Here is a 25695-nt window from a genome sequence, read left to right as displayed (position 1 = left end):
CAACACGCGCCCCGGCAAAAACGGAGCAGCGAAGCCCGGCATTGAAACGGGGGGACGAACGGACCATGCGGATACCTGACGACTACCTCGAGCGCGTCTATGCCGGCGTTCTCGGCAAGCTCATCGGCGTCTATCTCGGACGGCCCTTCGAGGGATGGACCTACCAAAGCATCATCGAGGAGCTCGGGCCCATCGAGTATTTCGTCCACGAGCGCCTCGGCCAGCCGCTGGTCGTCACCGACGACGATATCGCCGGCACCTTCACTTTCGTGCGGGCGCTGGAGGACCACGGGGTCCAGCCGGACCTGTCGGCCGAGGAGATCGGCAAGACGTGGCTCAACTATATCGTCGAGCATCGATCCATCCTCTGGTGGGGCGGAAACGGCAACTCGACCGAACACACCGCCTGGCTCAACCTCAAAAAGGGCGTGCCTGCACCGCGATCCGGCTCCATCGCCATCAATGGATCGAGCGTGGCGGAACAGATCGGCGCGCAGATCTTCGTCGACGGCTGGGCGTTGGTAGCACCCGGCCAGCCCAAGCTGGCGGCGCGTTTCGCCGAGCAAGCCGGCAGCGTCAGCCACGACGGCGCTGCCGTCCACGCGGCCATGCTGTGGGCGGCGATGGAAGCCGAGGCATTCACTTCAAGCGATGTGGATCACCTCCTCGACACCGGGCTCTCGGTCATACCGGAGCGATCGCCTATCGCGCGGCTCATCGCCGATATCCGTTCGTGGCATCGGCAATACTCCGACTGGCAGGAGACGAGACGGAAGATCGAGGCGATCTACGGCTACGACAGATATCCCGGAAACTGCCATGTGGTGCCAAACCACGCGCTGATGATCATGGCCGTGCTCTATGCCCCCGACGATTTCCAGCGGGCCCAAATGATTGTCAACACATCGGGGTGGGACACGGACTGCAATGCCGGCAATGTCGGCTGCTTGATGGGAATCATGCTCGGCCTGGACGGTCTTGATGCCGGACCCGACTGGCGCGGCCCGATCGCCGATCGTCTCCTGATCTCCTCGGCCGATGGCGGCAATTCCATAAACGATGCCGTTCGCACCGCCTACTACCTCGCCGATCTCGGACTGAGGCTCGCGGGGAGACGACCGCTACGGCAGCCGAAGGACGGGGCTCGCTACCATTTTTCGCTGCCGGGCAGCGTGCAGGGCTTCCGGCCGCAAGCCGGCGACGGCATAAGCAGGACCACGCGGGTCGAAAACGTGAAGTTTGGCACCTCACGCGCGCTCTCGATCGGCTATCAGGCCCTGGGCCCGGGCCAGGTGGCCGCCGCCATGACCCCGACCTTCTCGCCGCCGGAGGTCGTCGCCATGAGGACCTACGACCTCATGGCCACCCCACTGGTCTATCCCGGGCAGAGGGTGATTGCTCGCGTTGTCGCGCACGAGGCCAACAGCGGCGCAATTACCGTGCGGCTCCGGGTACGCGTCTACGACGGCGATGATCGACTCCGCGACGTCGATGGCGACCCCGTCACACTGGCCGCCGGTGAAGAGGCGCATCTGGAATGGAGGTTGCCCGATTTCGACGGTCAGCCGGTCGGCGAAATCGGACTCGCGATCATGTCCGCCGGCCCGCGTGGAGACGGCCAGCTCATTCTTGATTTCCTCCGCTGGGACGGGGCTCCCGAGCTGCGCCTGCACCGACCCACTGGCGACGGCGATTTCTGGCTGAGGTCCTGGGTCAATGCGGTCAGCTCCTTTTCGAAGCGATTCCCTCCAAGCTTCCGGATTTCACAAGACCGGGAAGAGGGTATCATCATCCATGGCACCCGCGAATGGACCGACTACGCGGTGCATGCGACGATTGCCATTCATCTCGGCGACTATGGCGGTGTGGCTGTGCGGGTCCAGGGGCTGCGGCGCTACTACGGCGTGCGCCTGACCAAGGCCGGGCTGGTGGAGCTCGTTCGGGTTCATGACGAGACGACGACCGTCTTGGCGAGCGCTCCCTTCGAACTCAGGCTTGAATCGCCGATCGACATCCGCATTGCTGTCCTGGGCTTGGATCTCATGGCCAATTTGGGCGGCGTTCGGCTTGTGGCGCGAGACGACTCGGCAACCCCACTTCGCAACGGTGGGATAGGACTGTTCATTGCCAATGGCGCTCTTTCCGCGGGCGAGGTGGCCGTATCGGGTCCGACGAGCCTCTAAAGGCCGGTCGGTGCTTTACAAGCCCGCGATGACCTGGAGCACGTGCAGCTCTCGGGCGCAGATATCCACTTCTTAAGTCCCGACCGGCTTGCAGGCTCCTGACAAGCGGCTCGTCGGGCGGAGAATGTTGGAACCGGGTTCCTCTCCCTCCGCCAGCGTATCACCCGGCAAAGACCTGAGATGGTCATTCGGGCGCCGACCCTTCCACCGCATCGTGAAATGTGGCCGGCGCCGGCTCGCATGTCCGAGACACCGCCGGCCAATCTCTTAGTAGCAGGGCGGATAGGGGTAGTACCCGCAGTAGGCCGCCGGCGGCGGCGGGTAGTAGGGTGCCGCGGCAACGGCCGCGGTTGCCGCCACGCCGGCTGTCGCGGCAGCACCGACCGCCGCACCATAATAGGCGCCACGACGAAAGGCCCGACGCCTGACGCCGAAGATGTCGACAAAGACCGCCGCAGCCCCTTTGGCGCTCTGAAGATCACCCTCGAGAACCTCGACGGCGAATGTCAGCTTGTCGCCTTCGAGTTTGGGGGACTTCAGGACGACAACGGCATCCGTCACCGTGTCGCCGGTCTCGCTGAACACCGAAACCGTTGCATTAGGCGGCTGCTCTCCGAAGCTGTCATTTCCGACGGCCCAGTCCTCGACCATATGCGCGACCAGCATATGGCCGGCTGCCCGGACCGGACGATCGGCGAAGATGATCAGGTTGGGCGCCACGCCGTCGAGGGTGAGGGTGTCGCTGGTCAGGGTCGCACCACGCGCGTTCATGACGATCAGCGACGGGACCATGGCCTGGTCCTCGCCGGTCGTCTTACCGATCTGCTTCGATGCGGGAGCCTGGATCGCATCCTGCGCCGTTGCTGCCTGAGGCCCTGACAGAAACCCTGCCACGAGCAGCCCCATCGCCGTGATCACGGCATGATGTCTTGACTTCATCACTGTCGTTCCTTTCTTCGATGACTCTTGAATTTGCGGGGATGTCGTCGGCATCGATCCACGCACTGACGACGGCATCCCAACCTGGTCAGTGATCAGTTCACGTCGCCTTTCGACACGGACGGCGGAGCCCATGCTCCGCTCAGCGCCGCGGCTTCCGGCCAGTAGAGCCGCATGACGAGGAGGAAAGGTCCGTCCGGCGCCGGCAGCCAGCTGGCCTTTTCGTCGGGATCGGTCGGCTCGTCCTTCTGGATGTGGAGCTCGACTGCGCCATCGGCGTTCTTCTTGAGGTCGGGCAGCATGGGCGAGTTGACGAGGTATCGGCCGATCTTGTTCGCGACCAACAACCTGGTCCTGGCGTCGTACATGGTGACGGACCAGAAAGCGTGAACCGGCGGCAGTCCGCCCGGCGGGAAAGTCAGCGTGTACCGGTCTTTGCTGCTGTCCAGCGCCACGCCGCTGCCGTCCTTTTCGGCAAATGGATAAAGGGCCTCGGCCGCATCGTTGCCGTAGATGCCTTTGACGGCTGCCGCTGCCCTCAGGAGATAGTCCTCGCCGAGTATCGCCCGGGACCCGAAGCCCTCCTTGCTGATCTGCCAACCGTGGACTTCGTGCCCCCAATCCCCGGCGCGCTCGTGGATCTTTTTGGCGCCGTTCTTGAGTCCCTCGATCAGCGCCGCCTTTTCCTGGTCGGACCACCCCTCGGTCGAGAAGGGCTTGCCCGGCACGATCCCGATGCTGGCGAACTTCTGCCGCAGCGGCTTCTCGACGGCGGCGGAACCTGTCGCCGGTGCAAACTGGAGCAGGAAGGACAGGTAGCCCAACGGGTCTTTCGCCGCCGATTCCTTGTCGATCTTCGGCCATTCCACCGGAGGGGCCGGTTGCGGGGGCTTCTCATCGAGAAACGCGGAAAGCGACTGGACGCTGTATTTCGCCTGTATGGCCTTCACATTGTCGATGTCAGCCGGATCGAAAAGCTGGGTCCGGAAGATGACGAAGGCGAAATCGGTACCGGATTCGAAGGCCCTGTCGATCCTTGCGGGCTTCTCTCCGGTCCAGGACGGACCGGTAATCAGATAGCAGCCTTGATCGTTTCCCGTCGCGCGGCTGCCGATGTAGCCGAAGTTGTAGGTGTAGAGTGAAACAAGCTGGACGGAATAATACCGATCCTTCGGTATCTCGGGCACGCAGACAACCTGCGGCTCGGCGCGCAGGTCCATCCAGACGAACGAATAAGGCGTATCGCTGTTGGGCAGGATGACCGCCGTATCGGCCGGCGTGTAGACCTTCGCCTCGTTGACGAGTTTGTTGAAGGGTCCCTTGAATTGCGGTCCATCCCTGTCGACGGCATAGGCGTACATGGTCCCGTAGTTCATCACCATCGGCAGCGAATAGATTGCCGCCTGTTCGGCAATCGCCTGGATCTCGCCCGTCGAGGGACGTTCCTCCGCGGCCATGGTCGACGGGGATGCCGTCAGGCCCAGCAACGCTGTGACAGCTAGCAAAATCAGGCGGGCCATCGATTCACCCTTCGCGTGATTACGACTGCTTCCAATCGGCACTTGACCCACCGGCCCGGAGCGCGGCTAAGCAAGCGACGGGTTAGCCGCCGCCATTTCACGGCGGCTAACCCTGTGATTGCCAAGTCTATGGTTTGTAGTTGCTCATTCCGGGGCCGGTCTTGTCGTAGACGTTGAAGAATTCGTCCAACATGATCGTTGCGACCCCACCTTCCGGGACTTCGTGGTTGTCCTGTTCCAGTTCCACGACACGCACCTTCCACCCCTCAGGAAGCTTCTTGAAGTTGGCTTCCCCGGCGGCCATGAAGTCTTCGTAGGTGTGTTGCGGCTTCAGGCCCAGCTCGAAGCCTTTCATGATCCAGGTGTTGCCATCGGCATCGTCGATGAGCATCACCCTGGTGCCCTTGTTCCAGTTGATCGCGCTCTTCCGGGCGATTTTCTGGGGCTCGTATGGCTTGATGGTGTGGATGCTCAGGTTCTTGCCCATGTTCAGCTGGGCGGTCCAGGGCGCCTTCAGCCCACCGAACTCACGCACCACACCGACTTCGACCTCGAACCAGTCCGGAGTCCAAAGTTTGGGGCCGTTCAGGGACGCACCCAGAACGCCGTACTGCTCCTTGATCTGGCTCATGTTGAGTGCCGCGACAAGCGCCTGCGGAGAGGAATCCTTGTCAGCAGGAATGTCCGGGTTGGCGTAGGTACCATAGCATTCGGCGACGACGTCTCCCGTTTCCGGATCGATGCCGGCAAGGTACATCTCGATGTAACGCATGAGATGGGAGTTCTCGATCCGCTTCGTCACGGCGTGATCGCCGTCGGAAAGCACGGCGGGTTCCGGCTCGGCCAGCGCCTTGAGGCATCCCTGCGACAGGTCTGCCAGATGCTTCGCCATGCAGGCCTTGATGCGTCCCTCGCCGGGAAGCACGCCGTCGCAATTCCGTGCGACGTCGCCCGAACACTCCCGGACGACATCGACTCCATGGTCGAGTTTTTCCCACGCACCTTCCGCAAACGCCGGCAGTGCGAGGGCGCCCAACGCCGCCGCAGCAATCCAAAAGCGCCTCAGCCCAACGAATCCACTCAATTTCATTACCTGGTCCCTCCGTGGCAAGATGCTCCGGGCCGACAGCAACGCGAAGCCGGGCCGAGCAAAGGTCGAGGCCCTTCTGCAGGCGCTCGACCCTCGGTTGTCACCGGTACCAGAAGGCGCGTGCGCCAGATTGCTTTTTGAGGACAGGCGTTCATTATCCGGATTTTCGCTTTCCAGGCGTGCAATGCGCGGCTGCGCTCGCACCGAACAGCCGCGACGGCCAGGTCATGCCCGGCCGTCGGGCGGACGGCTTATGGCTGGAAGTTGCAGGCGCCTTCCTTGCAGGAATCGTAGGTGTTCTGGAGTTCGTCCTGGACGATCATCCCGCACCTCGTCGTCACGAGCTTCGCCTGTGCCGCCGCCAGGCTCGCCGGCGAGGAGTATCTCGGACTGCTGCTCGCGCCCCACCTGACGATCGCCAGCAAGGGGCGCTGGGCCGGATACATGCTCGGCGCACCGACCCTTGGCGAAGCGATCCGGCGGGGAATCGCGACGATCGGCTTCCACAGCAAGGGCGATGTCATGTCGCTGGTGGCCGGCAACGGCGAGGCGCGGCTGAGCTATATGAGCGCCGCCAGGGGCCAGACCGGCTACATCCACGTCGCCCTTGGCTCGGTCGGCATCGTCCTCAGCCTATGCCGGGCCTTCCTCCCCGCCCATTGGCAACCGCTGAGGATAGAGCTCGACATTCCCCGGCCACCGAGCACCACCGCCTTCGAGGATGTCTTCGGCTGTCCGGTCGTCTTCGATGCTCCCGCCCTCTCCGTCTGCTTCAGGGAATATCGTCTGAGGAGCCGTCCGCGGGAAAACGGCACCCGCCCGCTGCTCACGGTCGGAGATATTGCGCGGGTTCGCGTCGACTGGCGGAAGCTGAACAGCCCGCACGATGTCATCTCCGCACAAATCTGGACGCAGGTACTGACCGGGACCGTCTCGATCGAGGGTGTGGCGCATTCGCTCGACACTAGCGTGCGCACGCTGCAGCGCGAACTGAACCGCGAAGGCACCAGCTTCCGCGCCCTCGCCAACACCATACGCGCCAGGCGGGCCATCGAGCTGCTCCGCGACACGAACGCCTCCGTCACCGAAATCTCGGCGACGCTCGGCTATTCGGCGCCGGCCCATTTCGCACGCGCTTTCCGCCGTGCCGTCGGAGCCAACCCGCAGGAATATCGCCAGCGACACGACCCGCAGAAGGTCGCGGCACAGGACAAGGGGCGCGGTTATAGAGGTACCGGTCGCGCAGTCTGATACGGCACCGGCCCGCGCCGCCAACAGCGATGATTGCCGCATGGCCGGCGACAGGGTGGCGCCCCGTCGATTCTCCTCTATCCGCGCGTGATCGCGTCCGGGCGGACTATGATAGAGATGCAGCGAGGAGAGATCAGGGCGTGTCGTTCGTCTCGACGTTCTCGAATTCTCGGGCCAGCGCGAAGGCTTTTTCCACCGCGAGCCTCGGATCGGTCTCGAAGTGGACCTCGATGTTCTCCCGCTCGTCGATATAGCGACCCTTGTGAAGGACCGGGCGGATCTTGTCCGCCCAGCCGCCGGTGCCCTCCATGACCACGACCGGCCTTGCCTCGGCATAGGCGATCGTCAGTTCGTTGAGCGTCCCGCAGCTTCCGCCGATCATGATCAGTGCATGGCAGGACCGCGCCGTCAGGAGGTTGCGCGCACGCCCGAGGCCGGTTGGAAAGACGATGTCGACGTAAGGATTGGCGTCCCGGCGATCGAGCGAGGGCAGGAACGCGATCGTCAGCCCGCCCGCTTCCTTGGCGCCCTTCGAAGAAGCTTCCATGACGCCTCGGCGTCCGCCCGTGACGACCACGCCGCCGAGCTCGGCAACTGCCTTGCCAACCTCGAAGGCTACCTGCATGGCGTCGCCGGAGACGACATCTTTCTCATGTTGTTCGTTCTTGCCGATGACGCCGATCGTGATCATGCTCGTGTTTCCCAAAATCCTGTCGTTGAAGTCTGGATGGCGAGCGCCGCATAGCGCTCTTCCGCCATTTCCCTGGTTGCCGCCAGCAGTCCCTCCGGGCCGGGCGCCTCGACGGCAAAGGAAGCCGATACCGTTCCCCGGATCGCGGCCTCGACCGGATCGCCACGGGCGAGGAAACCAGCAAGAAAGCCGCCGCAGAAGGCATCGCCCGCTCCGGTCGGATCCACGGAATGAATCGGACAGGACGGCACTGCGACCGCGGCGTGCCAGCCGGCGTCGCGGATGAGGCATCCCTGCGGACCGCATTTGATGACGACGGCGGCGAGGCCGCGACCAAGCAGCCTTTCAGCCGAAGCCGCCGCGTCGGCCTCGCCGCTTTCCACGCGGATGTCGTCCTTGCTCGGAAGCAGGCGGTCGATACGGGGAAACAGCTCGCCGGCATAGGGCCTGCCGGGATCGCGCACGTCATACCAGGGGGAATCGACCTGGACATAAGCGTCTGGACGCGCGGCGCGGAGCTTCGCCGCCGTGGCGGCGTGGCGCGTCACGGGCATGGCGGCGAAGTGGAAACCGGCGGAGTCCGCCCGCCAGGCCGTCGGGATGTCCTCGAATTCGGGCGCGAAATGGGTCCAGATCCGGAAACGGTTCTCGATCCCGGATGTCGTGTAGTCGCGGAAGCGGGGGCGGTCCGCTTCCGGTATCGTCGCCATCACCTCTTCAGGGAAGGAGCGATCACGGTTGCCGTCGGAGTCGTAGCGGAAGGCGCAATTCATTTCGTGGTGCTCGTCCAGCCACCGGATGCCGTCGGTGGCGATGCCGAGCGCGGCGACGCGGTCCAGCAGCCCGCGGCCGAAGTCCCGCCCGGCACGACTGACGAGACCCACCGAATCGCTCCAGATCCTCGCGCCGAGCGCGGCATAGATGACGTTGCCACCTTGCGTCTGCGGCAGAGGCACGCCCCCGGCGGTAAGCACGTTGTCGGTCGTCACGCTCCCCATGACGACCAGTTCGGGCGTCGTCATTTGACACCTCCGAAGGTCAATCCGTAGAGCAGGTAGCGCTGGCCGATGAAGGCGAGGATGAGTGTCGGGACCATACCGATCGTCGTCGCTGCAGCGAGCTCGCCCCAGCTGACGTAGACTTCGCCAACGAAGGAGGAGATCGCTACGGGCACGGTACGGGTCTGCGTATTCGACAGGACCACCGCGAAGACGAACTCGTTCCACGAGGTCATCAGCGCGAATATCGTCGCGGCGGCGATCGCGGGGCGCGACATCGGCAGGGTGATGCGGATGAACACCTGCCATGGCGTCGCGCCGTCGATCGTGGCGGCCTCCTCGATCTCGTTCGGCACCTCCTCGAAAAACGCGCGCATCATCCAGATAACGATCGCGATGCTGAACACCGCGTGGGTGATGGCAATGGCGGGAATGGTCCCGAGCAGCCCGGTCGAGCGGAACAGGAGATAATACGGCAGCAGGAGCGCAACCGGCGGCATCATCCGGAAGGAAAGCAGGAGAAACCCGAGTGCCTTCGAATTGCCGACCCGCCCCTTTGCGAGCGCGAAGGCAGTGGTTACGCCGAAAGCGACGGCAATCAGGGTCGCGATCGCCGCGATCTCGACGCTGTTGGCCACGTAGTGAAGGAAGCTCTTCGACCCGAACAGCACCTTTTCGTAGTTTTCCAGCGTCGGCGTGAAAGAGAAGACCTTTGGCGGCCAGGTGAAGATGTCGAGACGGGTCTTGAACGACATCGCCACCATCCAGGCGATCGGGAACAGGAAGGCCGCCAGGACGACGAGCGATCCGAGATAAACGGCGCCACGCCTGGCGACCCGCGACAGCGGCCTGCCAAAGACCCCGCTCATGACCGCTTCCGTCCTGCGAGAAGGAGGAGGTAGGCCATCACGAACACCGTCAGCAGCACGAACAGGGCCATGGTCGAGGCATAGCCAAGCTCGAAGAAGGTGATGCCCGTCTGGTAGACGCGGTAGGAGACGGTTTCCGTGCTGTTGCCCGGTCCCCCCGCGGTCAGAACATAGACAATGTCGAGCACCTTCATCGCATCGATGGCGCGGAAGATGATGACGGCGATGATGATTGGCGAGAGCAGCGGGATCGTGATCTTCCAGAACCGCGTCCAGGGTCCGGCGCCGTCGATCGTCGCGGCCTCGTAGAGGTCGGGCGAGATCACCTGCAGGCCGGCGAGGATGAACAGCACGACGAAGGCCGTCCATTGCCAGACGTTGACGATGATGACGGCTTGAAGGGCGATGTTGGGATCACCCAGCCACAGCGGCGCCTGTTCGAAGCCGAGCAGAAGGATGACGTAGCGGATCAGCCCGAAATCATCCGAGAACAGCAGCCGCCAGATCATGCCGGCGAAGATCGGCGCGACCATCATGGGCGCAAGGAAAAGCGCCCGGATGACGCCCATGCCGAACCAGTCGCGATTGAACAGCACGGCGATGGCGATGCCGAGCGCCAGTTGCAGGATGATGCTCTCGGCGGTGAAGACCAGGGTCCGGCCGACCGAGGCCCAGAAGGCGCCGTCCGCGAATAGGCGGAGGTAGTTGTCGACACCGGCGAATGCGGGTATCGGGCTCTCTGTCAGGTTCCAGCGCAGGAAGGTCATCACGATCAGTGCGACCAGCGGCAGGATGACGAGAAGCACGGCAAGGGTCGTGGCCGGCGCCAGGAACCACCAGTAGGTCGCGCGCGCGATCCCTATGCCTTGAAAACTTGGCCGGCTCGCGGACGAGCCGGCCAGAGTTGTGTCGGACACCGGCACGGCTCACCCTTTGACCGGATACCCCGCATCCGAGATGATCTTCTTGATCTCGGACTGGGCATTGGACAACGCCTCCTCGGCGGTGATCTCGCCGAGCGCCGCGCGATTGAGCTCGAGTCCGAGCGCCTCTTCGACTTTCGGATAGAACGGATAGCGCGGACGATAGTCGGGATAGACGATACCAGCCTCCTCGGCATCCAGGATGAACGGAAGCCACGGATACATCTTCTGGAGATCAGGATCGCTCATCGCCGAAGAGCGCATCGGCGTGCCGTTGAGCGCACCAAGCCGGCGCTGGACGTCCGGGCTCGACACCCACTTGATGAACTTCCAGGCCGGCTCGACCTTGTCGGTATTGGCGTTGATCGCAACCGCCCAGCCGCCGAAAGGTATCGTGTTGGGATCGCCTTCCTTGGCGACCGGCATGTAGGTGTAACCGATGGCATCGGAGACCAGCGAGACGTCCGGCTTGGCGAACTCGGTCCCGTTGATCGAGAACGTCCCGGCCATCGCTATGCGGCCAGTCTGCATCGCTACCGTCTGGTCGTTCCAGTGGTAGTCGATTGCCCCGCTCGGCGCGTCCTCGAGCCACTTGAGGTAGGCGGTCAGGGTGTCCAGCGCGAGCGGCGTGTCGAGGCTCGGCGTGAAGTCCTGCGGGGCGTCGGGAAGCAGCCGGCCACCGGCGCCGGTATAGGTCGCCAGGAACCACGAGGCGATCGGCGTGCCGCGACGATAGGGCATCGCGATGCCCCAGAGGTTCGCCGACGGGTCGGTCAACTTGTCTGCCGCGGCGGTGATGTCGGCAAAAGTCTTCGGCGGCGCAATGCCCGCCTTGTCGAACAGATCGGAGCGGTAATACATCAGGAAGTAATACGCGCCGAACGGCATGCTCCAGGTCTTGCCGTCCCACTTCGACAGCGAATCGAAGGCGCCCGGCAGGATGTCATCGAGATCGACCTCGGCGCTGTCGCGCTCGATCAGGTCGTCGAGCGGCCTGACATAGCCGTTCGTCGCCCATTCGCCGAGCCACGTGATGTCCTGCATATAGACGTCGCTATTCGCCGTTCCGCCGACGAGATCGGCCATCGAATTCTGTCGAAGCTGCGGATATGGGAGAATCTGGAGATCGACATCGATCCCCGACTGTTCCTCGAATTCGGGCAGCAGATCCTCAATGAGCTTGAAGCTCGAAACGCCTGTTACGACGATGTTTTCCGCGTGCACCGCGCCGACGCCGGCCATCAGCGCGGCAAGGCCGATGGCGGCGATCTTGCTCAATCTGGTTTGCATCGCACTTGTCCCCTTGTGTATGGGCGAGTTCCTGCCCGGATGCGTCCCACGAGCCACGAAACCGGACGATGGACACGGTGACTTGTTGTCTGACAACTGTCAAGCTGATAGCTTGAGCGGCACTGATCGATTACAAAGGTGCTCGGATTCGGACAGGGACGGCCGGATAGGAAATGACGGAGACATTTGTGGCGGATGATCTCGCTTTTTTCCAGAAGCTCGGGACGCGCGTGCACAGGCGGCGTGGCCGGAAGTCTCCCCTCGTGCCGACCATCGCCGATGTGCTGAGGGAAGCCGTCGAGCACGGTGATCTTTCCCCCGGCTCCAAGCTCGCCAATGAGATCGTGCTTGCCGAGAGGCTCGACGTCAGCCGGCCGACCCTCCGCCAGGCGGTCAGCATTCTCGTGCACGAAGGAACGCTGGAGCTGCGTCGCGGCGTCGGGACCTTTGTCACCGAAAGGAAGCCGCGGATCCGGAGCGATGTCGAAAGGATGCGCTCGGCAACCGACCTCATCCGCGCAGCCGGACGCGAGCCGGGCACGCGCAGCCTGCGGGTCGTCGGCAAGGAGGCGAGCCAGGCGGTCTCGACGGCGCTCGGGCTGGCCGAGAAGAGCCCGGTGATCGTCATTACCCGGACCCGCACCGCGGACGGCGAACCGCTGATGGTCTGCTACGAATATCTTCCGGCCGCGATCTTCGGTTCGGCGGAGGCTTTCGAGACGTTCGACGGCGCTTCGCTCTACCATTTCCTCGCATCGCATTTCGACATGCGCGTAGATCAGTGCGAGTCCTCGATCGCCGCGGTCCCGGCGACCGCGGAGGTCGCCAAGCGGCTGGGTATTGCGCGCAAGGAGCCGGTGCTGGAACTCACACAGCTCCATCTTTCCGGCGGCAAGCCACTCTTCTTCTCGCACAACTTCCATAACTCGACGCTGGTTCGCTTCGAGACCCGGCGCATCGTTCTTCCCGACGGCGCCGGCGAATAGCCGGAACCCCAATTCCAAAGAGGAAATCGTGCATGCCCGCGTCGGTTCGTCTTGGTTTCTTGACCCCTTCCTCCAACACCGTGCTGGAGCCGATGATCGGGGCCATGCTTCACCCGGTTGATGCGGTCACCGCGCATTTCAGCCGCTTCTCCGTGACCGAGATCAGTCTCGACCGGCGGGCTGTCGGCCAGTTCGAGAACGACAAGCTCCTTGCTGCCGCCGACCTTCTGGCCGATGCGAGGGTGGATGCGATCTCGTGGGCGGGGACATCCTCCGGCTGGCTCGGGCTCGACGTCGACAGGGCGCTCTGCGCCGCCCTGACGGACCGGACGGGTATTCCCGCGACGACATCGGTCCTCGCTCTGCTCGACGCGTTCAAGGCGGCGGGCGTCACGCGCTACGGCCTGGTGACGCCCTATCTCGACGAGGTGCAGGCGGCGATCCTCGAGACCTTCGCAGGTGCCGGCCTGGAATGCATGGCGGAGCAGCATCTCGGTGATCGCGGCAACTACTCCTTCTCCGAATATGACGAAGATACGATCGGCGAGATGATCCGAGGCGTCGCGGCGACGAAGCCCCAGGCGATTACGGTCTTCTGCACGAATTTCAGGGGCGCCCGGATCGCGGCTCGCCTCGAGGACGAAATCGGAATGCCGGTCTTTGACACGGTCTCGACCGGCCTCTGGGGCGCAATGCGCTCTGCCGGCACGGCGCCGGGCGCCATCCGCCAATGGGGTCGCTTGTTCGACCTCTGACCGGGCGCTGAACCTCGGAACGGTCGCCCGCCGAGCCAACGTCGACGCCCCGACCATGACCCTCGCCGAGCGTGCGGTCTCGCTCATGCGGTGAGCCCGGGACACTCGATGGGAATCGCCACGAAGCGGATTGCGCCGGCCTTCATCCCTGGCCCGCCATTCCCTCCGTATCGCGGATGTCCTGGGCAATCTTCTCGGCGATCATGATCACCGGCACGTTGGTGTTGGCGCACGGGATCGTCGGCATGATCGACGCGTCGCAAACCCGCAGGCCGGCGATCCCGCGAACGCGTCCATCCTTGCCGGTCACCGCCATCCGGTCGCCGGGCGCGCCCATCCGGCATGTCCCGGAAGGATGCCATACGCCGCCGACCTTCTCCTTCAGGTAGGCTTCGAGCTCCTGCCGGTCCGCCGCCAGGCGATGGGCAGACGGCACGCCCTCCATCATCTTCGGCAGGGCGAGCTTCCGGACGCCGGCGCCGATGTCGAGCATGCGGCTGAGCAGATCGGTGATGATCGCGTTGCGACGTGTTGGGTAGGTATAGCCCCGCGCGCGTTCGGAGAGCTCGACCGGATAGATGGCCTCGATGATCGGCGTCACCACCGGGTCGGCGAGCAGCACCATCGCGTATTCGAAGGCGTCGGCCAGGCGCTGAACATCCCTCTGATCGGAAAGCATGCGGAAGTCGACCCGCGGCGGCCCCGCGGGCGCTTTCGGATCGAGCATGAGCTGGCCACGCGAGTAGGACTTGTTGACCCAGAAGAAGAGCGGCGCGAACTGACGTCCGATCTGGTGCCACGACGCCCGCGTCATGATGTTCATGTGCATGTCGCCGACCGGGCATCCCTCCACCTTCGACGAATAGCGGATGGCGATCGGGATATGGTAATAGGCCTCATACGGCTGGCGGGCCTGCGGCTTGAGGAAGGCCATGACGCCCGCTGACGGGTGCTCCATCAGGTTCTGACCGACACCCGGCAGGTCCTGCCTGACTTCGATGCCGCAATCCGACAGGTGTGCCGCGGGGCCGATACCGCTGCGCATCAGCAGGGCCGGCGAAGCCAGCGCGCCGGAACTGACGATGATCTCTCGCCCGCGGAGCTCGGATGACGCACCGCCGTCGCTGCGCGTGGCGACACCGACGGCGCGGCGGCCTTCGAGGATGATCCGCTCCACCGTCAGGCCGGTGCGTACCTCCAGATTGGGCCGCCGCCGCACCTCGGCCGAAAGATAGGCGAGCGCCGTCGGGACACGTTCGCGTTTCTCGTCGACGTTCAGCGCCATCTCGAAGACGCCGTCTTCCCAGCGACCGTTCTGGTCGGCGACGTAGGGGATGCCGCGCACCACGAAGCTGGTCATCATGGCATGGGTGAAGGGCGTCCAGATCGCGGCGCCGAGACGGCGGATGGGAAGCGGGCCGTCCTGACCATGAAACGCATCATCGATATCGAGGTCGCGTTCGAGCCTCTTGAAGAAGGGCAGGACCTCGTCGAACGACCATCCGTCGAGGCCCATGTCCCGCCATTCGTCGTAATCCGACGGCGAGCCGCGATTGGCGCCAATGCCGTTGATGCTCGACCCGCCACCGAGAATCCGCGCCTGTTCGTAGAAGCCGGCATCGCGCGAGGGATCGTTGGCGCCGCGCGACGGCAGGGTCGCGGAGAGGTTGGGCCACAGATAGGCGCGGTTGAGATAGGCGCGGCCCGGGAAGCCGCTGCGCAGCTCCGGCGGCATCGTCTCTTCGGTGAGGTCGCGACCTGCCTCGACCAGGACGACCCGGCTGCCGCTATCCTCACTGAGGCGGGAGGCCAGCACGCAGCCGGCGGAGCCGCCGCCAACGATGAGATAGTCGGCTTCCGGGGTCTCGCTCATCCTGCCACCTTCCGGGTCAAAGGGGACGCTGCTCCGGTATGGCGTAGCTGTCCATCCAGGGCCGGTGCCGCTCGAACGCCGCGGCCGCCGCGAATACGTCGTTGTCGGCGTAGCGCCGGCCAATGATCTGAAGGCCAACCGGCAGCTTGTCCTGCGAAGACAGCCCGGCCGGCGCCGAGGCCGCGGGGTGCGGGCCGAAATTGACCGGGTAGGTCATGCACCAGCCGATCAGCCGGTTCACCGGCTCGCCGTTGATCGCCGCCGGACCCAGCGTGTTGCCGTCGTCGGCATTCTTGACCTGCATCGCGGCCAGCGTCGGTGTCACCAGCAGCCGGTAGTCGGCGAGCATCCTTTGAAATGCCAGGAAGATCCGGGTCTGGACGATCTGGTCGCGATGCTTGTCGAGCGGGGTCAGGGTCCGGGCGATTCGGACCCATTCATGGACCTCCGGCGGCACGTCGTCGGGATGATCCTTGAGAATGTCGTATCCCATCTCCTTGAAGGCTTCGAACGCGCCCAGGGCATTGAGGGCGGAGAACCGGCACCAGACATCGCAGAGCTCGGCCTGGCCGATGCCGAAGCCGGGATCGACCTCCTCGACGACCGCGCCGGCATCCTCGAAGGCCTTCACCGCGGCGTCGACGACCTCGAGCACGGCAGGATCGACAGGGAAGATACCCAGGTCGCGGCTGTAACCGATCTTCCAGCCCCTGATCCCGTTCTCCAGCACCGCGCTGAAGTCGACCGTCTCGTCGAGGGAGAATGGGTCCCGCGGGTCGTAGCCGCAGAGCGAGTCGGTCGCCAGCGCCGCATCGGCAACGCGTCGCGCGATGATGCCTTCATAGACGAAGGGGGATATGCTCGACAGCGCATTGGGCCCGGCCATGGAGGCGACGCGCCCGAAGGATGCCTTGTATCCGAAGGCGCCGCACCAGGCCGCCGGAATCCGGATCGAGCCGCCACCGTCGGTGCCTTCGGCGAAGGGCAGCATGCCGTCGCCGACCATGGCACCGCTGCCGCCCGACGAACCGCCGGAATTATGGCCGACCTTGAACGGCGTCGATGTCGGCCCGAAGAGGAGGTTGTCACATGTCCCGCGAAAGCCGAGCTGGGGGCTGTTGGTCTTGCCGACGATGATCGCACCGGCCGCTTCCATACGCGACACAAACGTGCACCGGGAATCGGCGATCGCATCGGCAAGACACCGAATGCCGCCGAAGGTGCTCGGCCATCCTGGCTTGAAGTCGACGCAGTCCTTCATGGCGGTCGGCACGCCGTGAAGCGGTCCCAGGGCCTTTCCCGCCATGACGTCGGTCTCGGCGGCCCGGGCGCGCTCGCGGGCCTCGTCGAATCCGAAATAGACCATCGCATTGAGGCTCGGATTGCGCGCCTCGATCCGCGCGATCACCGCATCCATCAGCTCGACCGGCGAGAGCGCCCGCTCACGGATGAGGCGGGCCATCTCCACGGCGCTCATATGGGGAATGTCATCTGCAAGCGGCATCGACCACTCCTTGCGAGAACGCCCGGAACGGCCCGTCGGGGTGAGCCGCCGTCGCCACATCTGGTCGCTTTCGTCATTATCAATGAGCGTTTATGTTTGCAACGGTTCGCTGCCCAGGCCGCCACGGGACACTCGTGACGGAAGGCTGGGAGACGGTGTTCCAACCGCTGGCCGCGTGCCGGCTCAGGCTGTCTCTCGGGCCCGTGTCGCCGGAAACGTTCAATCTTGTTTGAAAAAGATTGTTTGGCCCGAGTCCCGTGTTAAACAGCCCACAAGGAACACCAGATGCGTGACAACTGAATGGCCTGTCTCCTCGGTCTCGACATCGGCACGACCTCCACCATCGGTATTCTGATCCGGTTGCCCGACGAGGTGATGGCGATTGTCTCGAGGCCGGTGACCCTGTCGGCCCCGCAACCCGGATGGACCGAGGAAGACCCTCGCCAATGGTGGGCAAATGTCTGCGCGATCCTGCGGGAATTCCGCGACAACGGAACTGATATCGAGGCGATCGCCGCGGTCGGCGTGACGGGGATGCTGCCGGCTGTCATCCTCCTCGACGACGCCGGTGACCTGATCCGCCCCAGCATCCAGCAGAGCGACGGGCGTTGCGGCGCCGAAGTGCGCGAGCTGGCCGCCGAGGTCGACGGCGACGCCTTTCTTCGCCGGGCCGGCAACGGGATCAACCAGCAACTCGTCACCTGCAAGCTGCGCTGGCTGGAAAAGCACGAGCCGGAGGCCTTCTCGCGCATTGCGACGGTGTTCGGCTCCTACGACTATATCAACTGGCGCCTGACGGGCGAGCGCGCGGTGGAGCAGAACTGGGCCCTCGAAGGCGGCTTCATCGATCTCAACGACAACGCGGTCGCCGACGATCTGGTCGCGCTTGCCCATATCCCCCGATCCGCCATGCCGGCCAAGACTGTGTCGCATGCCTTGCTTGGCGGCGTGACCCCGGAAGCTGCCGCCGAAACCGGCCTGAAAACCGGAACGCCGGTGGTAGGCGGCGCTGCGGACCTGATCGCGTCGGCGCTCGCCGCCGGCCTGACGCGCCCCGGCGACACACTTCTCAAGTTCGGCGGATCGGCCGATATCCTCGTTGCGGCGGAAAAGGCGGAGCCCGATCCGCGCCTCTACCTCGACTATCATCTGGTGCCCGGTCTCTTCGTCCCCAACGGATGCATGGCGACGGGCGGCTCGGGGCTCAACTGGTTCGTCGATACCTTCGGGCAGGGCGAGGCGGCCGCCGCGGAGAAAGCGGGCATCAGCATTCACGCCCGGCTCGACGCCCGCGCCGCCGAAGTCCCCGCCGGCGCCGACGGGGTGACGATCCTGCCCTATTTCCTCGGCGAGAAGACACCGATCCACGACCCGGCCGCGCGGGCTGTCTTCCACGGCATCAGCTTCTCGCACGGTCTCGGCCATATGTGGCGGGCCTTGCTCGAAGCCTACGGCTACGCGATCGCCCATCATGTCGAGGTGCTGAACGACATCGGCCACGCGACCGACCGCTACATGGCCTGCGACGGCGGCTCGAAGAGCCGGATATGGATGCAGATCGTCGCCGACATCCTGCAGCGCCCGATCCAGCTCCTGGAAGGCCATCCCGGGTCCTGCCTCGGCGCCGCCTGGACCGCGGCGGTCGGCACCGGCCTGACCGATGACTGGAGCGGCATCTCACGGTTTGTCGCCAACGGGCCGCTGGTCGAGCCGAACCCGGACAATGCGGCCGTCTATGCCGAAGGCTACCGGCGCTACCGCGATCTCTATCCGCGCCTGTTTGCCGGGGAGGCTGCCTGATGAACGCCATCGCGGCCATGGCCTGGGATATCGACGGCACCCTGGTCGACAGCGAGCCACTGCACCAGGAGACCCTGGTAACAGTGTGCCGCCGGCACGGCTTCGACGTCGAGACGATGCCCGCCGATACGTTTCTCGGCGTCCATCTCCATGATGTCTGGGATGCTCTGCACCCGCATCTGGGCACCGCGATCGAGCGCGATGCCTGGATCGAGGAAATCACCCGGGTCTATGTCGACCGCAGAACCGAGCTCGTTCAGCAGCGGGACGCGACCATGGTGATCGGCGAGCTGGCGACGCAGGGTCTCCGGCAGGTTTGCGTCTCGAATTCGGGGCGGGCCATCGTCGATGCCAACGTCGACAGCCTCGGCATCGGCGAGACCATCGAGTTTTCGATCAGCTTTGACGATGTCGCGCGCGGTAAGCCGGACCCGGAGCCCTACCGCATCGCATGCGAGCGGCTCGGCCTCGATCCCTGGCGTGTCGCGGCGGTCGAGGACAGTGCGACCGGCGCCGCTTCGGCGAAAGCCGCCGGCCTCTTCGTGATCGGCTTCGATCCGACCGGCGGCATGTTGCCCGGCGCGGACACGACGGTGAAGGCGCTGGCCGACATCCTGCCGCTGCTCGACCGACAAGGCAGGACGAAGGCCATCCCCACCGACAACAAGATGGCTGGACCGATGGGAGGCTGATCAGATGGTCTACAAGATCGACGCCGACGAGGATCGCAAATACGTCGAGGAATTCCGCAGGTTGCCGATCGGCGAGCACAGCCCCGGCCTCCAGCGGGTCCTCAACATCATGCGGCTGGACCGCGGCGGCATCCAGTACATCCTGGTCTGCCGCAAGCGCTTCGAGGAATACGTGATCGGCCGGATGCCGCCCGATCGATCCGACCCGATCGAGATCGAGGACGACAAGGTTTTCGCCACCCGCGAGGAAGCGGAGTGGGAGATGTTCTGCCGCCGCTGGCGAGAGCATACCGGCGAGAGCATCAACCGACCCTTCAAAGACGAATGACCGCTGCGGGAGGCTGAACCATGCTGAAGATTGTCGGCTATCCGGATCGTTTCAGCGTCGCACCAGGCGAGACGATCAATTTCAAGATTTCGGTCGAGGAGGGCGACGGCTTCGACGCCCGGATGGTCCGGGTCGTCCACGGCGACTGCAACCCCGAGGGCCCCGGGCTGAAGTTCGTCCACGTACCGACCAACGCCGACGGCCGTCATCCCGGCAAGGTCCAGCGGATCGATGCGGGCTCCTTCATGCGGGTGGATGGCTTTCCCGCCCTCGCCGCTGCGCCTTTCACCTTCGTGACCATGCTCTGGCCGACGCTGCTCAAGCGCGACGACCAGACCCTGCTCTGTCAGTGGGATGCCGCCAGCGGAAGCGGCATCCGGATCGGCGTGGCCGCCGGCGGGCGGGTAGAGGTCACCTTCGCCGATAACGGCGCGCTGTCCACCGTGGTGACCGATCGCGCCATGCTGGAGCGGGAATGGTACTCGCTGGTCGTCGGCGTCGACCCCGCGAACCGGCAGGTCACGATCGATCAACGCCCTCTCGTGCCCTATGCCCAGACCGGGGACAGCTTCTCCGGTACTTTCACTCTCGACGTCGCGCCGCCGGCGATCGAAGCGCCGCTCTTCCTTGCCGGCTGTCCGATGGCCGACGGCACCGTCGGGCGCCATTTCGACGGCAAGATCGACGGACCTGCCCTGCTCTCAGGCCTTCACGCCCCGGCGGTTCACGACGCGCTGCTGCGCCGGCCGCTCGACCCGACGCTCGCGACTCATGTCATCGCGCGGTGGGATTTCTCACGTGACATCCGCTCGCTGCGCTGCGTCGACATCGGCGCCTCCGGCCGGGACGGCGTGCTCGTCAACCTGCCGACACGCGGCATGAAGGGCTGGAACTGGACCGGCGAGGAGCATTCCTGGTCGAAGAAGCCGGAGCATTACGGAGCCGTCCATTTTCACAGCGACGACGTCTATGACGCAGGTTGGGAGACCTCGGTATCGGTTGAGATCCCCGCCGACCTGCGCAGCGGTCCCTACGCCCTGCATGTCAGCTGCGGCGAGAGCGACGGCGAGGCGACGCGGGAGGATTACCTGGCGTTCTTCGTTCGCCCGCCCCGTGACCGGAAGGCTCGGGTGAATCGCCCCAAGGTGGTCTTCCTGGCCCCGACCTGCTCCTATATCGCCTACGCCAACCATGCCGAGCACATCACCGCGCGGGGCGTGGAGGTCCTGATGAACCGCATGGTCAATTTCGGCCATTCGGATCTCTACATGTACGAGCACCCGGAACTCGGCGGCTCGCTCTACGACACCCACGCCGACGGCTCGGGCGTCGCCTATTCGAGCCGGCTGCGGCCGATCCTGAACTTCACCGCCCAATACCATTCATGGCTCGGCGGGCATGGCTCCGCCGTCTACCAGTACAACGCCGACACGCACTTCTTCGACTGGCTGGAACATCAGGGCATCGACTACGACGTCATTACCGACGAGGACCTCCACGAGGAGGGACTGGAGCTTCTCAACGGCTACCAGGTCGTGATGACCGGCACTCATCCCGAATATCACTCGACCCGCATGTGGGACGCGATGAAGGCGTGGATCGATCGCGGCGGGCGCCTCATGTATATGGGCGGCAATGGCTGGTACTGGCGCGTCGCCTTCCACGACGAACTGCCGGGCGCCATCGAGCTCCGCCGGGCGGAGGACGGCATCCGGCCATGGATTGCCGAGCCGGGCGAGTATTTCCATTCCTTCAACGGCGAATATGGCGGATTGTGGCGGCGTATCGGCCGGGCACCAAACGTCATGGCCGGCGTCGGCTTCATCGCCCAGGGCTTTGACATCTCTTCCTATTATCGCCGCGCTCCGGACGCCGACAATCCGCGCGCCGCCTTCATCTTCGAAGGCGTGCCTGACGAGATCATCGGCGATTTCGGCCTCGTCGGTGGCGGCGCGGCCGGGATCGAGCTCGACTGCATCACCCGCGAGCTCGGCTCGCCGCCCAACATGTTGCGGCTGGCGAGCTCGGAGGGGCATTCGGCGATGATGCTCCTCGTCAACGAGGAATTCGGCCCGGTGCCGCCGAACCTCGGCGGCGACCAGAACACCAGGGTGCGCGCCGATCTCGCCTTCGGCGAAACGCCGGCGGGCGGCGCGATCTTCGCCACCGCCTCGATCGCCTGGTGCGGTTCGCTCTCTCACAACCACTATGACAACAACGTCTCGAAGATCACCGCGAACGTCCTGAGGCGCTTCCTCGACGCGGAGCCCTTCGCCGGCGGCGAGACCTGAAGGACCGGTTTCAAGACGAAGGACAGTGCCGATGTCACTCGATCAGTTTCGCCTCGACGGCAGGATCGCCGCCGTGACCGGCGGCGCCAGGGGGATCGGCTTTGCGATCGCCGAGCTTGCGGCGACCGCCGGCGCCGACATCGCCATCATCGACATACTGGAAGAAGGCTCGGATTCGGCCGCGCGACTCGAAGCAGCGTCGGGACGCACCGTGAGGGCCTATCGCGCCGACCTCCGCGACCCGGTGGCAGCCCGGGCCGTCGCCGAGGATGTCGAACGTGATTTCGGCCGCGTCGGGGTGCTGTTCAACTGCATCGGCATCAACCCCAATACCGATGTCCTCGAGATCCCGGCCGAGGAGTGGCGGGACGTCATCAACGTCAACGTCAACGCCCAGTTCTTCATTGCCCAGGCCTTTGCCCGTCAGATGGCGCGGAACGGCGGCGGCAGCATCGTCTCGATCGGCTCCGATTCCGGCTTCATCGTCGACAAGCCGCAGCCCCAAGCGCATTACAACACCTCCAAGGCGGCCGTCCACCAGATGGTCAAGTCGATGGCGGTCGAGCTCGCGCCCCACAAGATTCGCGTCAACGCCGTCGCCCCCGGCTACGTCCTCACCGAGATGACCAGGCGCGGCCTGAGCAACACCGAATGGGTGAAGCTGTGGGAGGAGATGACTCCGATGAAGCGCTTCGCCGAACCGTCGGAGATCGCCAATGTCATGCTTTTCCTGGCCAGCGACGCGGCGAGCTACATGACCGGCAGCATCGTCCTCGTCGACGGCGGCTATACCTGCTGGTGATCAAGCGCGATGCCGCCGACACTGCCGGCGCCGTTCACTCGACCTGAGGTCGCGGACTCGATGGGCACGAAGCAGGACAGCATTTCCGAAGACGAAGCCGCGAAGCTGCTGGCGGCGCTGGTGGCGATCCCCAGCGTCAACCCGCATTTCCGCCTGCCCGGCGACCCGGATGACTGGTTCGACGAGGCCCGCGCCGGAGCGTTCGTCGCCGACTGGCTCAGCCAGCGCGGCATCGAGGTCGAGGTCGACGAGGTGATGCCTGGCCGCCCCAATGTCATCGCACGACTGCGCGGTACGGGAGGCGGGCCGCGGATGATCTGGGAGGGCCATCTCGACACCGTTCAGGTCACCGGAATGGACGCGCCGTTCTCGCCGCGCGTCGAAGGTCGCCGCCTCTACGGCCGCGGCGCGGTCGACGACAAGGGCTGCCTGACGGCGTTCATGCTTGCCCTCGCCTCGCTCGCTGACGATCCGCCCGCCGGTGACGTGACCTTCGTCGCCGCGGCCGACGAGGAGTACCGCTTCGCCGGAATCAGCCACCATCTGAAGCGCGGCGAATCCTACGACCTCGGCGTCGCCGGCGAGCCGACGAATCTCAGCATCGTACGCGCCTGCAAGGGCTGCGTCCGATGGTATGTCGAGATCCATGGGCGGCCTGCGCATACCGCCAAGCCGCACGAAGGAACCGACGCCATCGCGGCGGCACGGCGGCTCCTTTCGGCCTTCGAGGCGGAGATGGCGGGACGCACCGAATCCCATCCGCTGCTGGGGCCCGCAACCCTCGTCTGTACCGGCTTCGAGGCCGGCGAGGGTCCGAACACGGTGCCGTCGCGGGCGATGCTGCGCTTCGACTACAGGTACCTGCCGAGCGAGACGGGCGAGACGGTATGGCGGTCCTTCAAGGACCTGACGGCCAAGGTCGCCGGCCAGCAGCAAGGCGGCGCGCGCTTCACCGTCCACGAGCCGTTCATCGATTCATCCGCCATGGACGTCGCCGAGGACACGTCGATCGTGAGGTTGTTCGGCGAGATATGCCGCGACCGCGGCATCGACCCGACGCCGACCGGCGTCCCCTACGGTTCGGACGCGACCAAGATGGTCAATGTCGGTGGCGTCCCGACCATCATCTTCGGGCCGGGCAGCATCGAGCAGGCGCACGCCCGCGACGAATTCGTGGACCTTGCCGAAGTGGCGGAGGCGGCTCGCATGCTGGCCGACGCGGCGAGACGCGCCGCACGCTTCTAGGCAATGAGGAACCAACCTTGTCCGACCTCTATCCGGAAGAAACCGAGGCCGACCTGATCGCCGAATTCCGCCGGAACCCGACGGGCCCGCACGGGCCCGCGCTGCAGCGCCTTCTCAACAGGCTGCGCGCCGATCCCGGCTCGGGTCGTCTGGTGCTTGTCACCCTGGAGCCGTTTCGTCGCTGGGCGATCGCACGCATCCCCGAAGATCGCCAGGGACGGATCGAGATCGAGCGGGATCGGATATTCACCGACCCCGGCGCCGCGGAGTGGGAATTGTTCCGCCGCCGCTGGCACGACCGGACCGGCATTTGGCTGGACTGATCCCGCCTGTTTGCGCGGCGATCCTATCTGCACAAAATCAAACCTATTGTTCACCAGATGGACAGCGGGTTGCCGAAAAACCTGGCTGGGCGCGAGCGCGCGAGTGACGAAAGCGCCGAGGACTGGTCCTTTGTTACCGACATTCTCCTTTTCTGTTGACCCGCTGACGGGTCACCGATTTAATCGAACATATACAATAGCGAACGAACACAAATGATCGGATGGAGCGTTCGCGCACAACGGGGCGCCGCGATAAAAGAGGGGAATGAGCGATGAAGAAACGTGAAACTGGCATCACTCGTCGCAGGCTGCTGCAGACGACCGCCGGAGTCGGTGCCGCCGCCGCGGCGGGGATGCTGCTGCCGAGGGATCTGGCCCATGCCCAGGGCATGGACCTCAAGGCGACCAGCGGCGAGCCAATCTACTTCCGCGGCTGGAATTTCCGCACCGACGTCGTCCAGGGCAACGTCGACAGCTACAATCAGGCCATGGACGGGCATGTCGACTATGCCACCGTCACCGGCGACTATCCGTCGATCATGGAGAAGAGCCTGATCTCGAAGGCCGATCTCGACGTGCTCTACGCCAATCCGTCGAGCGCGGTCCGCTATCTCGGCGGCGGCTGGATCATGCCAGTCGACGAGATGCCCGACGCCGACGAGATCAAGGCGGCGATGTACGACAACATCCGCGAGGCCTGGACCTACAAGGGCAAACTGCTCGGGCTCAGCTACTTCGTCTCGACCCGCGGCGTGATGTGCGTCAATACCGAGAAATTCAAGGCAGCCGGGTTCAGCGAGGAAGACTATCCGAAGGACTGGCCCGGTGTTTACGACCTGCTCTACAAGCTGCGCGACAAGGGCGAGAAGCAGCCGTACCTGGCCCACTGGTTCGCTGAATGGTTCGGCATCAGCTGGGGCTATGTCCTGGAGATGATGAACCGCGGCGGCGTCATGGCCGACCCGGAAACCCATGCGCCGATGATGACGGTGGACGGCCCCGCCGGCCAGACGCTCGAGGACTGGAAGAAGATCTGGAAGGACGGCTTCATTCCCGAGGAAGTGCTGTCCTACAACGAGGCGGCCTATATCGACGCCTACCGGTCCGGCCGCTACATCATCAGCCCGCAGCAGATCTACGACCTCAAGACCTTCAACGATCCGGCACAATCCGCTGCCGTGGCCGGCAAGATCGGATTCTTCCCCTATCAGGGCCAGCCGTGGGGTCTGATCGACAGCGCCATGTACCTGATGACCAGCCGCGATCGTCCCGACGCGGTGACCGACGACGTCAAGAAGTTCGCGTCCTGGTACGGCTACAAGAACCAGGATGGCCAGATCGC

22 protein-coding genes are annotated in these 25695 nt (G+C 64.7%); 12 read left to right on the top strand and 10 right to left on the bottom strand.

Features of this window, described 5'->3' with window-relative positions; translation table 11 throughout:
- Nucleotides 1–65: 65 nt before the first annotated feature.
- Nucleotides 66–2183, top strand: coding sequence for an ADP-ribosylglycohydrolase family protein (locus KDJ86_RS18790; protein ID WP_291749402.1), 2118 nt, complete (start codon nucleotides 66–68; stop codon nucleotides 2181–2183).
- A gap of 267 nt (nucleotides 2184–2450) precedes the next feature.
- Here KDJ86_RS18790 and KDJ86_RS18785 read toward each other — a convergent pair whose 3' ends face one another.
- From KDJ86_RS18785 to KDJ86_RS18775, 3 genes are all read right to left on the bottom strand, one after another.
- Nucleotides 2451–3122, bottom strand: coding sequence for a hypothetical protein (locus KDJ86_RS18785; RefSeq protein ID WP_291749399.1), 672 nt, complete (start codon nucleotides 3120–3122; stop codon nucleotides 2451–2453).
- Nucleotides 3123–3217: 95 nt separating this feature from the next.
- The gene (locus KDJ86_RS18780; protein WP_291749396.1) at nucleotides 3218–4642 is read right to left on the bottom strand and encodes a DUF1254 domain-containing protein; all 1425 of its coding nucleotides are present in this window, start codon (nucleotides 4640–4642) and stop codon (nucleotides 3218–3220) included.
- Between the two features lie 127 nt (nucleotides 4643–4769).
- Nucleotides 4770–5732, bottom strand: a complete 963-nt coding sequence (locus tag KDJ86_RS18775) for a hypothetical protein (RefSeq protein ID WP_291749392.1) — start codon at nucleotides 5730–5732, stop codon at nucleotides 4770–4772.
- 294 nt (nucleotides 5733–6026) lie between these two features.
- Here KDJ86_RS18775 and KDJ86_RS18770 point away from each other — a divergent pair, with 294 nt between their 5' ends.
- Nucleotides 6027–6983, top strand: a complete 957-nt coding sequence (locus KDJ86_RS18770; RefSeq protein WP_291749390.1) for a helix-turn-helix domain-containing protein — start codon at nucleotides 6027–6029, stop codon at nucleotides 6981–6983.
- Between the two features lie 133 nt (nucleotides 6984–7116).
- On the opposite strand, the gene KDJ86_RS18765 is transcribed toward KDJ86_RS18770, so the two are convergent.
- Genes KDJ86_RS18765 through KDJ86_RS18745 form a run of 5 tightly spaced genes read right to left on the bottom strand, consistent with a single transcriptional unit; the run spans nucleotide 7117 to nucleotide 11754 of the window.
- A complete protein-coding gene (locus tag KDJ86_RS18765; RefSeq protein WP_291749388.1) occupies nucleotides 7117–7674 on the bottom strand; it encodes a TIGR00725 family protein in 558 nt (185 codons plus the stop codon).
- A complete protein-coding gene (locus tag KDJ86_RS18760; protein WP_291749386.1) occupies nucleotides 7671–8696 on the bottom strand; it encodes a carbohydrate kinase family protein in 1026 nt (341 codons plus the stop codon). Before KDJ86_RS18760 ends, KDJ86_RS18765 begins: the two co-directional genes overlap by 4 nt.
- Nucleotides 8693–9541 carry a carbohydrate ABC transporter permease gene (locus tag KDJ86_RS18755; RefSeq protein WP_291749383.1) on the bottom strand — a complete coding sequence of 283 codons (849 nt, stop codon included), beginning with the start codon at nucleotides 9539–9541 and terminating at the stop codon, nucleotides 8693–8695. The genes KDJ86_RS18760 and KDJ86_RS18755 overlap by 4 nt, the downstream gene beginning before the upstream one ends.
- Nucleotides 9538–10458 (bottom strand): carbohydrate ABC transporter permease, encoded by a 921-nt coding sequence (locus tag KDJ86_RS18750; RefSeq protein WP_291749381.1) that lies wholly within the window; start codon nucleotides 10456–10458, stop codon nucleotides 9538–9540. Before KDJ86_RS18750 ends, KDJ86_RS18755 begins: the two co-directional genes overlap by 4 nt.
- Before the next feature lie 9 nt (nucleotides 10459–10467).
- Nucleotides 10468–11754, bottom strand: a complete 1287-nt coding sequence (locus tag KDJ86_RS18745; RefSeq protein ID WP_291749378.1) for an extracellular solute-binding protein — start codon at nucleotides 11752–11754, stop codon at nucleotides 10468–10470.
- A gap of 173 nt (nucleotides 11755–11927) precedes the next feature.
- Here KDJ86_RS18745 and KDJ86_RS18740 point away from each other — a divergent pair, with 173 nt between their 5' ends.
- Both KDJ86_RS18740 and KDJ86_RS18735 read left to right on the top strand, forming a co-directional pair.
- A complete protein-coding gene (locus tag KDJ86_RS18740) occupies nucleotides 11928–12740 on the top strand; it encodes a GntR family transcriptional regulator (RefSeq protein ID WP_291749376.1) in 813 nt (270 codons plus the stop codon).
- 32 nt (nucleotides 12741–12772) lie between these two features.
- Nucleotides 12773–13495 carry a maleate cis-trans isomerase family protein gene (locus tag KDJ86_RS18735; RefSeq protein WP_291749373.1) on the top strand — a complete coding sequence of 241 codons (723 nt, stop codon included), beginning with the start codon at nucleotides 12773–12775 and terminating at the stop codon, nucleotides 13493–13495.
- Between the two features lie 142 nt (nucleotides 13496–13637).
- On the opposite strand, the gene KDJ86_RS18730 is transcribed toward KDJ86_RS18735, so the two are convergent.
- Both KDJ86_RS18730 and KDJ86_RS18725 read right to left on the bottom strand, forming a co-directional pair.
- On the bottom strand, nucleotides 13638–15368 hold the full coding sequence (locus KDJ86_RS18730; protein WP_291749372.1) for a GMC family oxidoreductase: 1731 nt from the start codon (nucleotides 15366–15368) through the stop codon (nucleotides 13638–13640).
- A 16-nt stretch (nucleotides 15369–15384) separates the two neighbouring features.
- Nucleotides 15385–16872, bottom strand: coding sequence for an amidase (locus tag KDJ86_RS18725; protein WP_291749370.1), 1488 nt, complete (start codon nucleotides 16870–16872; stop codon nucleotides 15385–15387).
- Nucleotides 16873–17172: 300 nt separating this feature from the next.
- Between KDJ86_RS18725 and KDJ86_RS18720 the strand changes: the two genes are divergently transcribed.
- From KDJ86_RS18720 to KDJ86_RS18685, 8 genes are all read left to right on the top strand, one after another.
- Complete coding sequence (locus tag KDJ86_RS18720) at nucleotides 17173–18672, top strand: FGGY-family carbohydrate kinase (protein ID WP_291749369.1); 1500 nt, start codon at nucleotides 17173–17175, stop codon at nucleotides 18670–18672.
- The gene (locus KDJ86_RS18715; RefSeq protein WP_291749366.1) at nucleotides 18672–19364 is read left to right on the top strand and encodes an HAD family hydrolase; all 693 of its coding nucleotides are present in this window, start codon (nucleotides 18672–18674) and stop codon (nucleotides 19362–19364) included. The genes KDJ86_RS18720 and KDJ86_RS18715 overlap by 1 nt, the downstream gene beginning before the upstream one ends.
- 4 nt (nucleotides 19365–19368) lie before the next feature.
- The gene (locus tag KDJ86_RS18710) at nucleotides 19369–19692 is read left to right on the top strand and encodes a N,N-dimethylformamidase alpha subunit family protein (protein WP_291749364.1); all 324 of its coding nucleotides are present in this window, start codon (nucleotides 19369–19371) and stop codon (nucleotides 19690–19692) included.
- Between the two features lie 20 nt (nucleotides 19693–19712).
- Nucleotides 19713–21983 carry a N,N-dimethylformamidase beta subunit family domain-containing protein gene (locus KDJ86_RS18705; RefSeq protein ID WP_291749361.1) on the top strand — a complete coding sequence of 757 codons (2271 nt, stop codon included), beginning with the start codon at nucleotides 19713–19715 and terminating at the stop codon, nucleotides 21981–21983.
- 31 nt (nucleotides 21984–22014) lie between these two features.
- Nucleotides 22015–22785, top strand: a complete 771-nt coding sequence (locus KDJ86_RS18700) for an SDR family NAD(P)-dependent oxidoreductase (RefSeq protein WP_291749358.1) — start codon at nucleotides 22015–22017, stop codon at nucleotides 22783–22785.
- 60 nt (nucleotides 22786–22845) lie between these two features.
- Complete coding sequence (locus tag KDJ86_RS18695) at nucleotides 22846–24030, top strand: M20 family metallopeptidase (RefSeq protein ID WP_291749356.1); 1185 nt, start codon at nucleotides 22846–22848, stop codon at nucleotides 24028–24030.
- A gap of 17 nt (nucleotides 24031–24047) precedes the next feature.
- On the top strand, nucleotides 24048–24353 hold the full coding sequence (locus KDJ86_RS18690) for a N,N-dimethylformamidase alpha subunit family protein (RefSeq protein WP_291749353.1): 306 nt from the start codon (nucleotides 24048–24050) through the stop codon (nucleotides 24351–24353).
- Nucleotides 24354–24625: 272 nt separating this feature from the next.
- A partial coding sequence (locus KDJ86_RS18685) for an ABC transporter substrate-binding protein (protein WP_291749350.1) occupies nucleotides 24626–25695 on the top strand: 1070 nt, incomplete at its 3' end.

The sequence above is a fragment of the Bauldia sp. genome, from assembly GCF_020442045.1.
Classification (GTDB): domain Bacteria; phylum Pseudomonadota; class Alphaproteobacteria; order Rhizobiales; family Kaistiaceae; genus Bauldia.
Note: the sequence above shows the minus strand (reverse complement) of the source record. Positions and strands in the feature narration are given on the sequence as shown.

Excerpts from the sequence above, each read along its gene's own strand:
- KDJ86_RS18780 (WP_291749396.1), bottom strand. The coding sequence starts at position 4,642 with ATGGCCCGCCTGATTTTGCTAGCTGTCACAGCGTTGCTGGGCCTGACG.
- KDJ86_RS18715 (WP_291749366.1), top strand. The coding sequence starts at position 18,672 with ATGAACGCCATCGCGGCCATGGCCTGGGATATCGACGGCACCCTGGTC.
- KDJ86_RS18695 (WP_291749356.1), top strand. The coding sequence starts at position 22,846 with ATGGGCACGAAGCAGGACAGCATTTCCGAAGACGAAGCCGCGAAGCTG.
- KDJ86_RS18740 (WP_291749376.1), top strand. The coding sequence starts at position 11,928 with ATGACGGAGACATTTGTGGCGGATGATCTCGCTTTTTTCCAGAAGCTC.
- KDJ86_RS18760 (WP_291749386.1), bottom strand. The coding sequence starts at position 8,696 with ATGACGACGCCCGAACTGGTCGTCATGGGGAGCGTGACGACCGACAAC.
- KDJ86_RS18775 (WP_291749392.1), bottom strand. The coding sequence starts at position 5,732 with ATGAAATTGAGTGGATTCGTTGGGCTGAGGCGCTTTTGGATTGCTGCG.
- KDJ86_RS18705 (WP_291749361.1), top strand. The coding sequence starts at position 19,713 with ATGCTGAAGATTGTCGGCTATCCGGATCGTTTCAGCGTCGCACCAGGC.
- KDJ86_RS18725 (WP_291749370.1), bottom strand. The coding sequence starts at position 16,872 with ATGCCGCTTGCAGATGACATTCCCCATATGAGCGCCGTGGAGATGGCC.
- KDJ86_RS18710 (WP_291749364.1), top strand. The coding sequence starts at position 19,369 with ATGGTCTACAAGATCGACGCCGACGAGGATCGCAAATACGTCGAGGAA.
- KDJ86_RS18785 (WP_291749399.1), bottom strand. The coding sequence starts at position 3,122 with ATGAAGTCAAGACATCATGCCGTGATCACGGCGATGGGGCTGCTCGTG.
- KDJ86_RS18735 (WP_291749373.1), top strand. The coding sequence starts at position 12,773 with ATGCCCGCGTCGGTTCGTCTTGGTTTCTTGACCCCTTCCTCCAACACC.
- KDJ86_RS18720 (WP_291749369.1), top strand. The coding sequence starts at position 17,173 with ATGGCCTGTCTCCTCGGTCTCGACATCGGCACGACCTCCACCATCGGT.
- KDJ86_RS18700 (WP_291749358.1), top strand. The coding sequence starts at position 22,015 with ATGTCACTCGATCAGTTTCGCCTCGACGGCAGGATCGCCGCCGTGACC.
- KDJ86_RS18790 (WP_291749402.1), top strand. The coding sequence starts at position 66 with ATGCGGATACCTGACGACTACCTCGAGCGCGTCTATGCCGGCGTTCTC.
- KDJ86_RS18730 (WP_291749372.1), bottom strand. The coding sequence starts at position 15,368 with ATGAGCGAGACCCCGGAAGCCGACTATCTCATCGTTGGCGGCGGCTCC.
- KDJ86_RS18765 (WP_291749388.1), bottom strand. The coding sequence starts at position 7,674 with ATGATCACGATCGGCGTCATCGGCAAGAACGAACAACATGAGAAAGAT.
- KDJ86_RS18755 (WP_291749383.1), bottom strand. The coding sequence starts at position 9,541 with ATGAGCGGGGTCTTTGGCAGGCCGCTGTCGCGGGTCGCCAGGCGTGGC.
- KDJ86_RS18745 (WP_291749378.1), bottom strand. The coding sequence starts at position 11,754 with ATGCAAACCAGATTGAGCAAGATCGCCGCCATCGGCCTTGCCGCGCTG.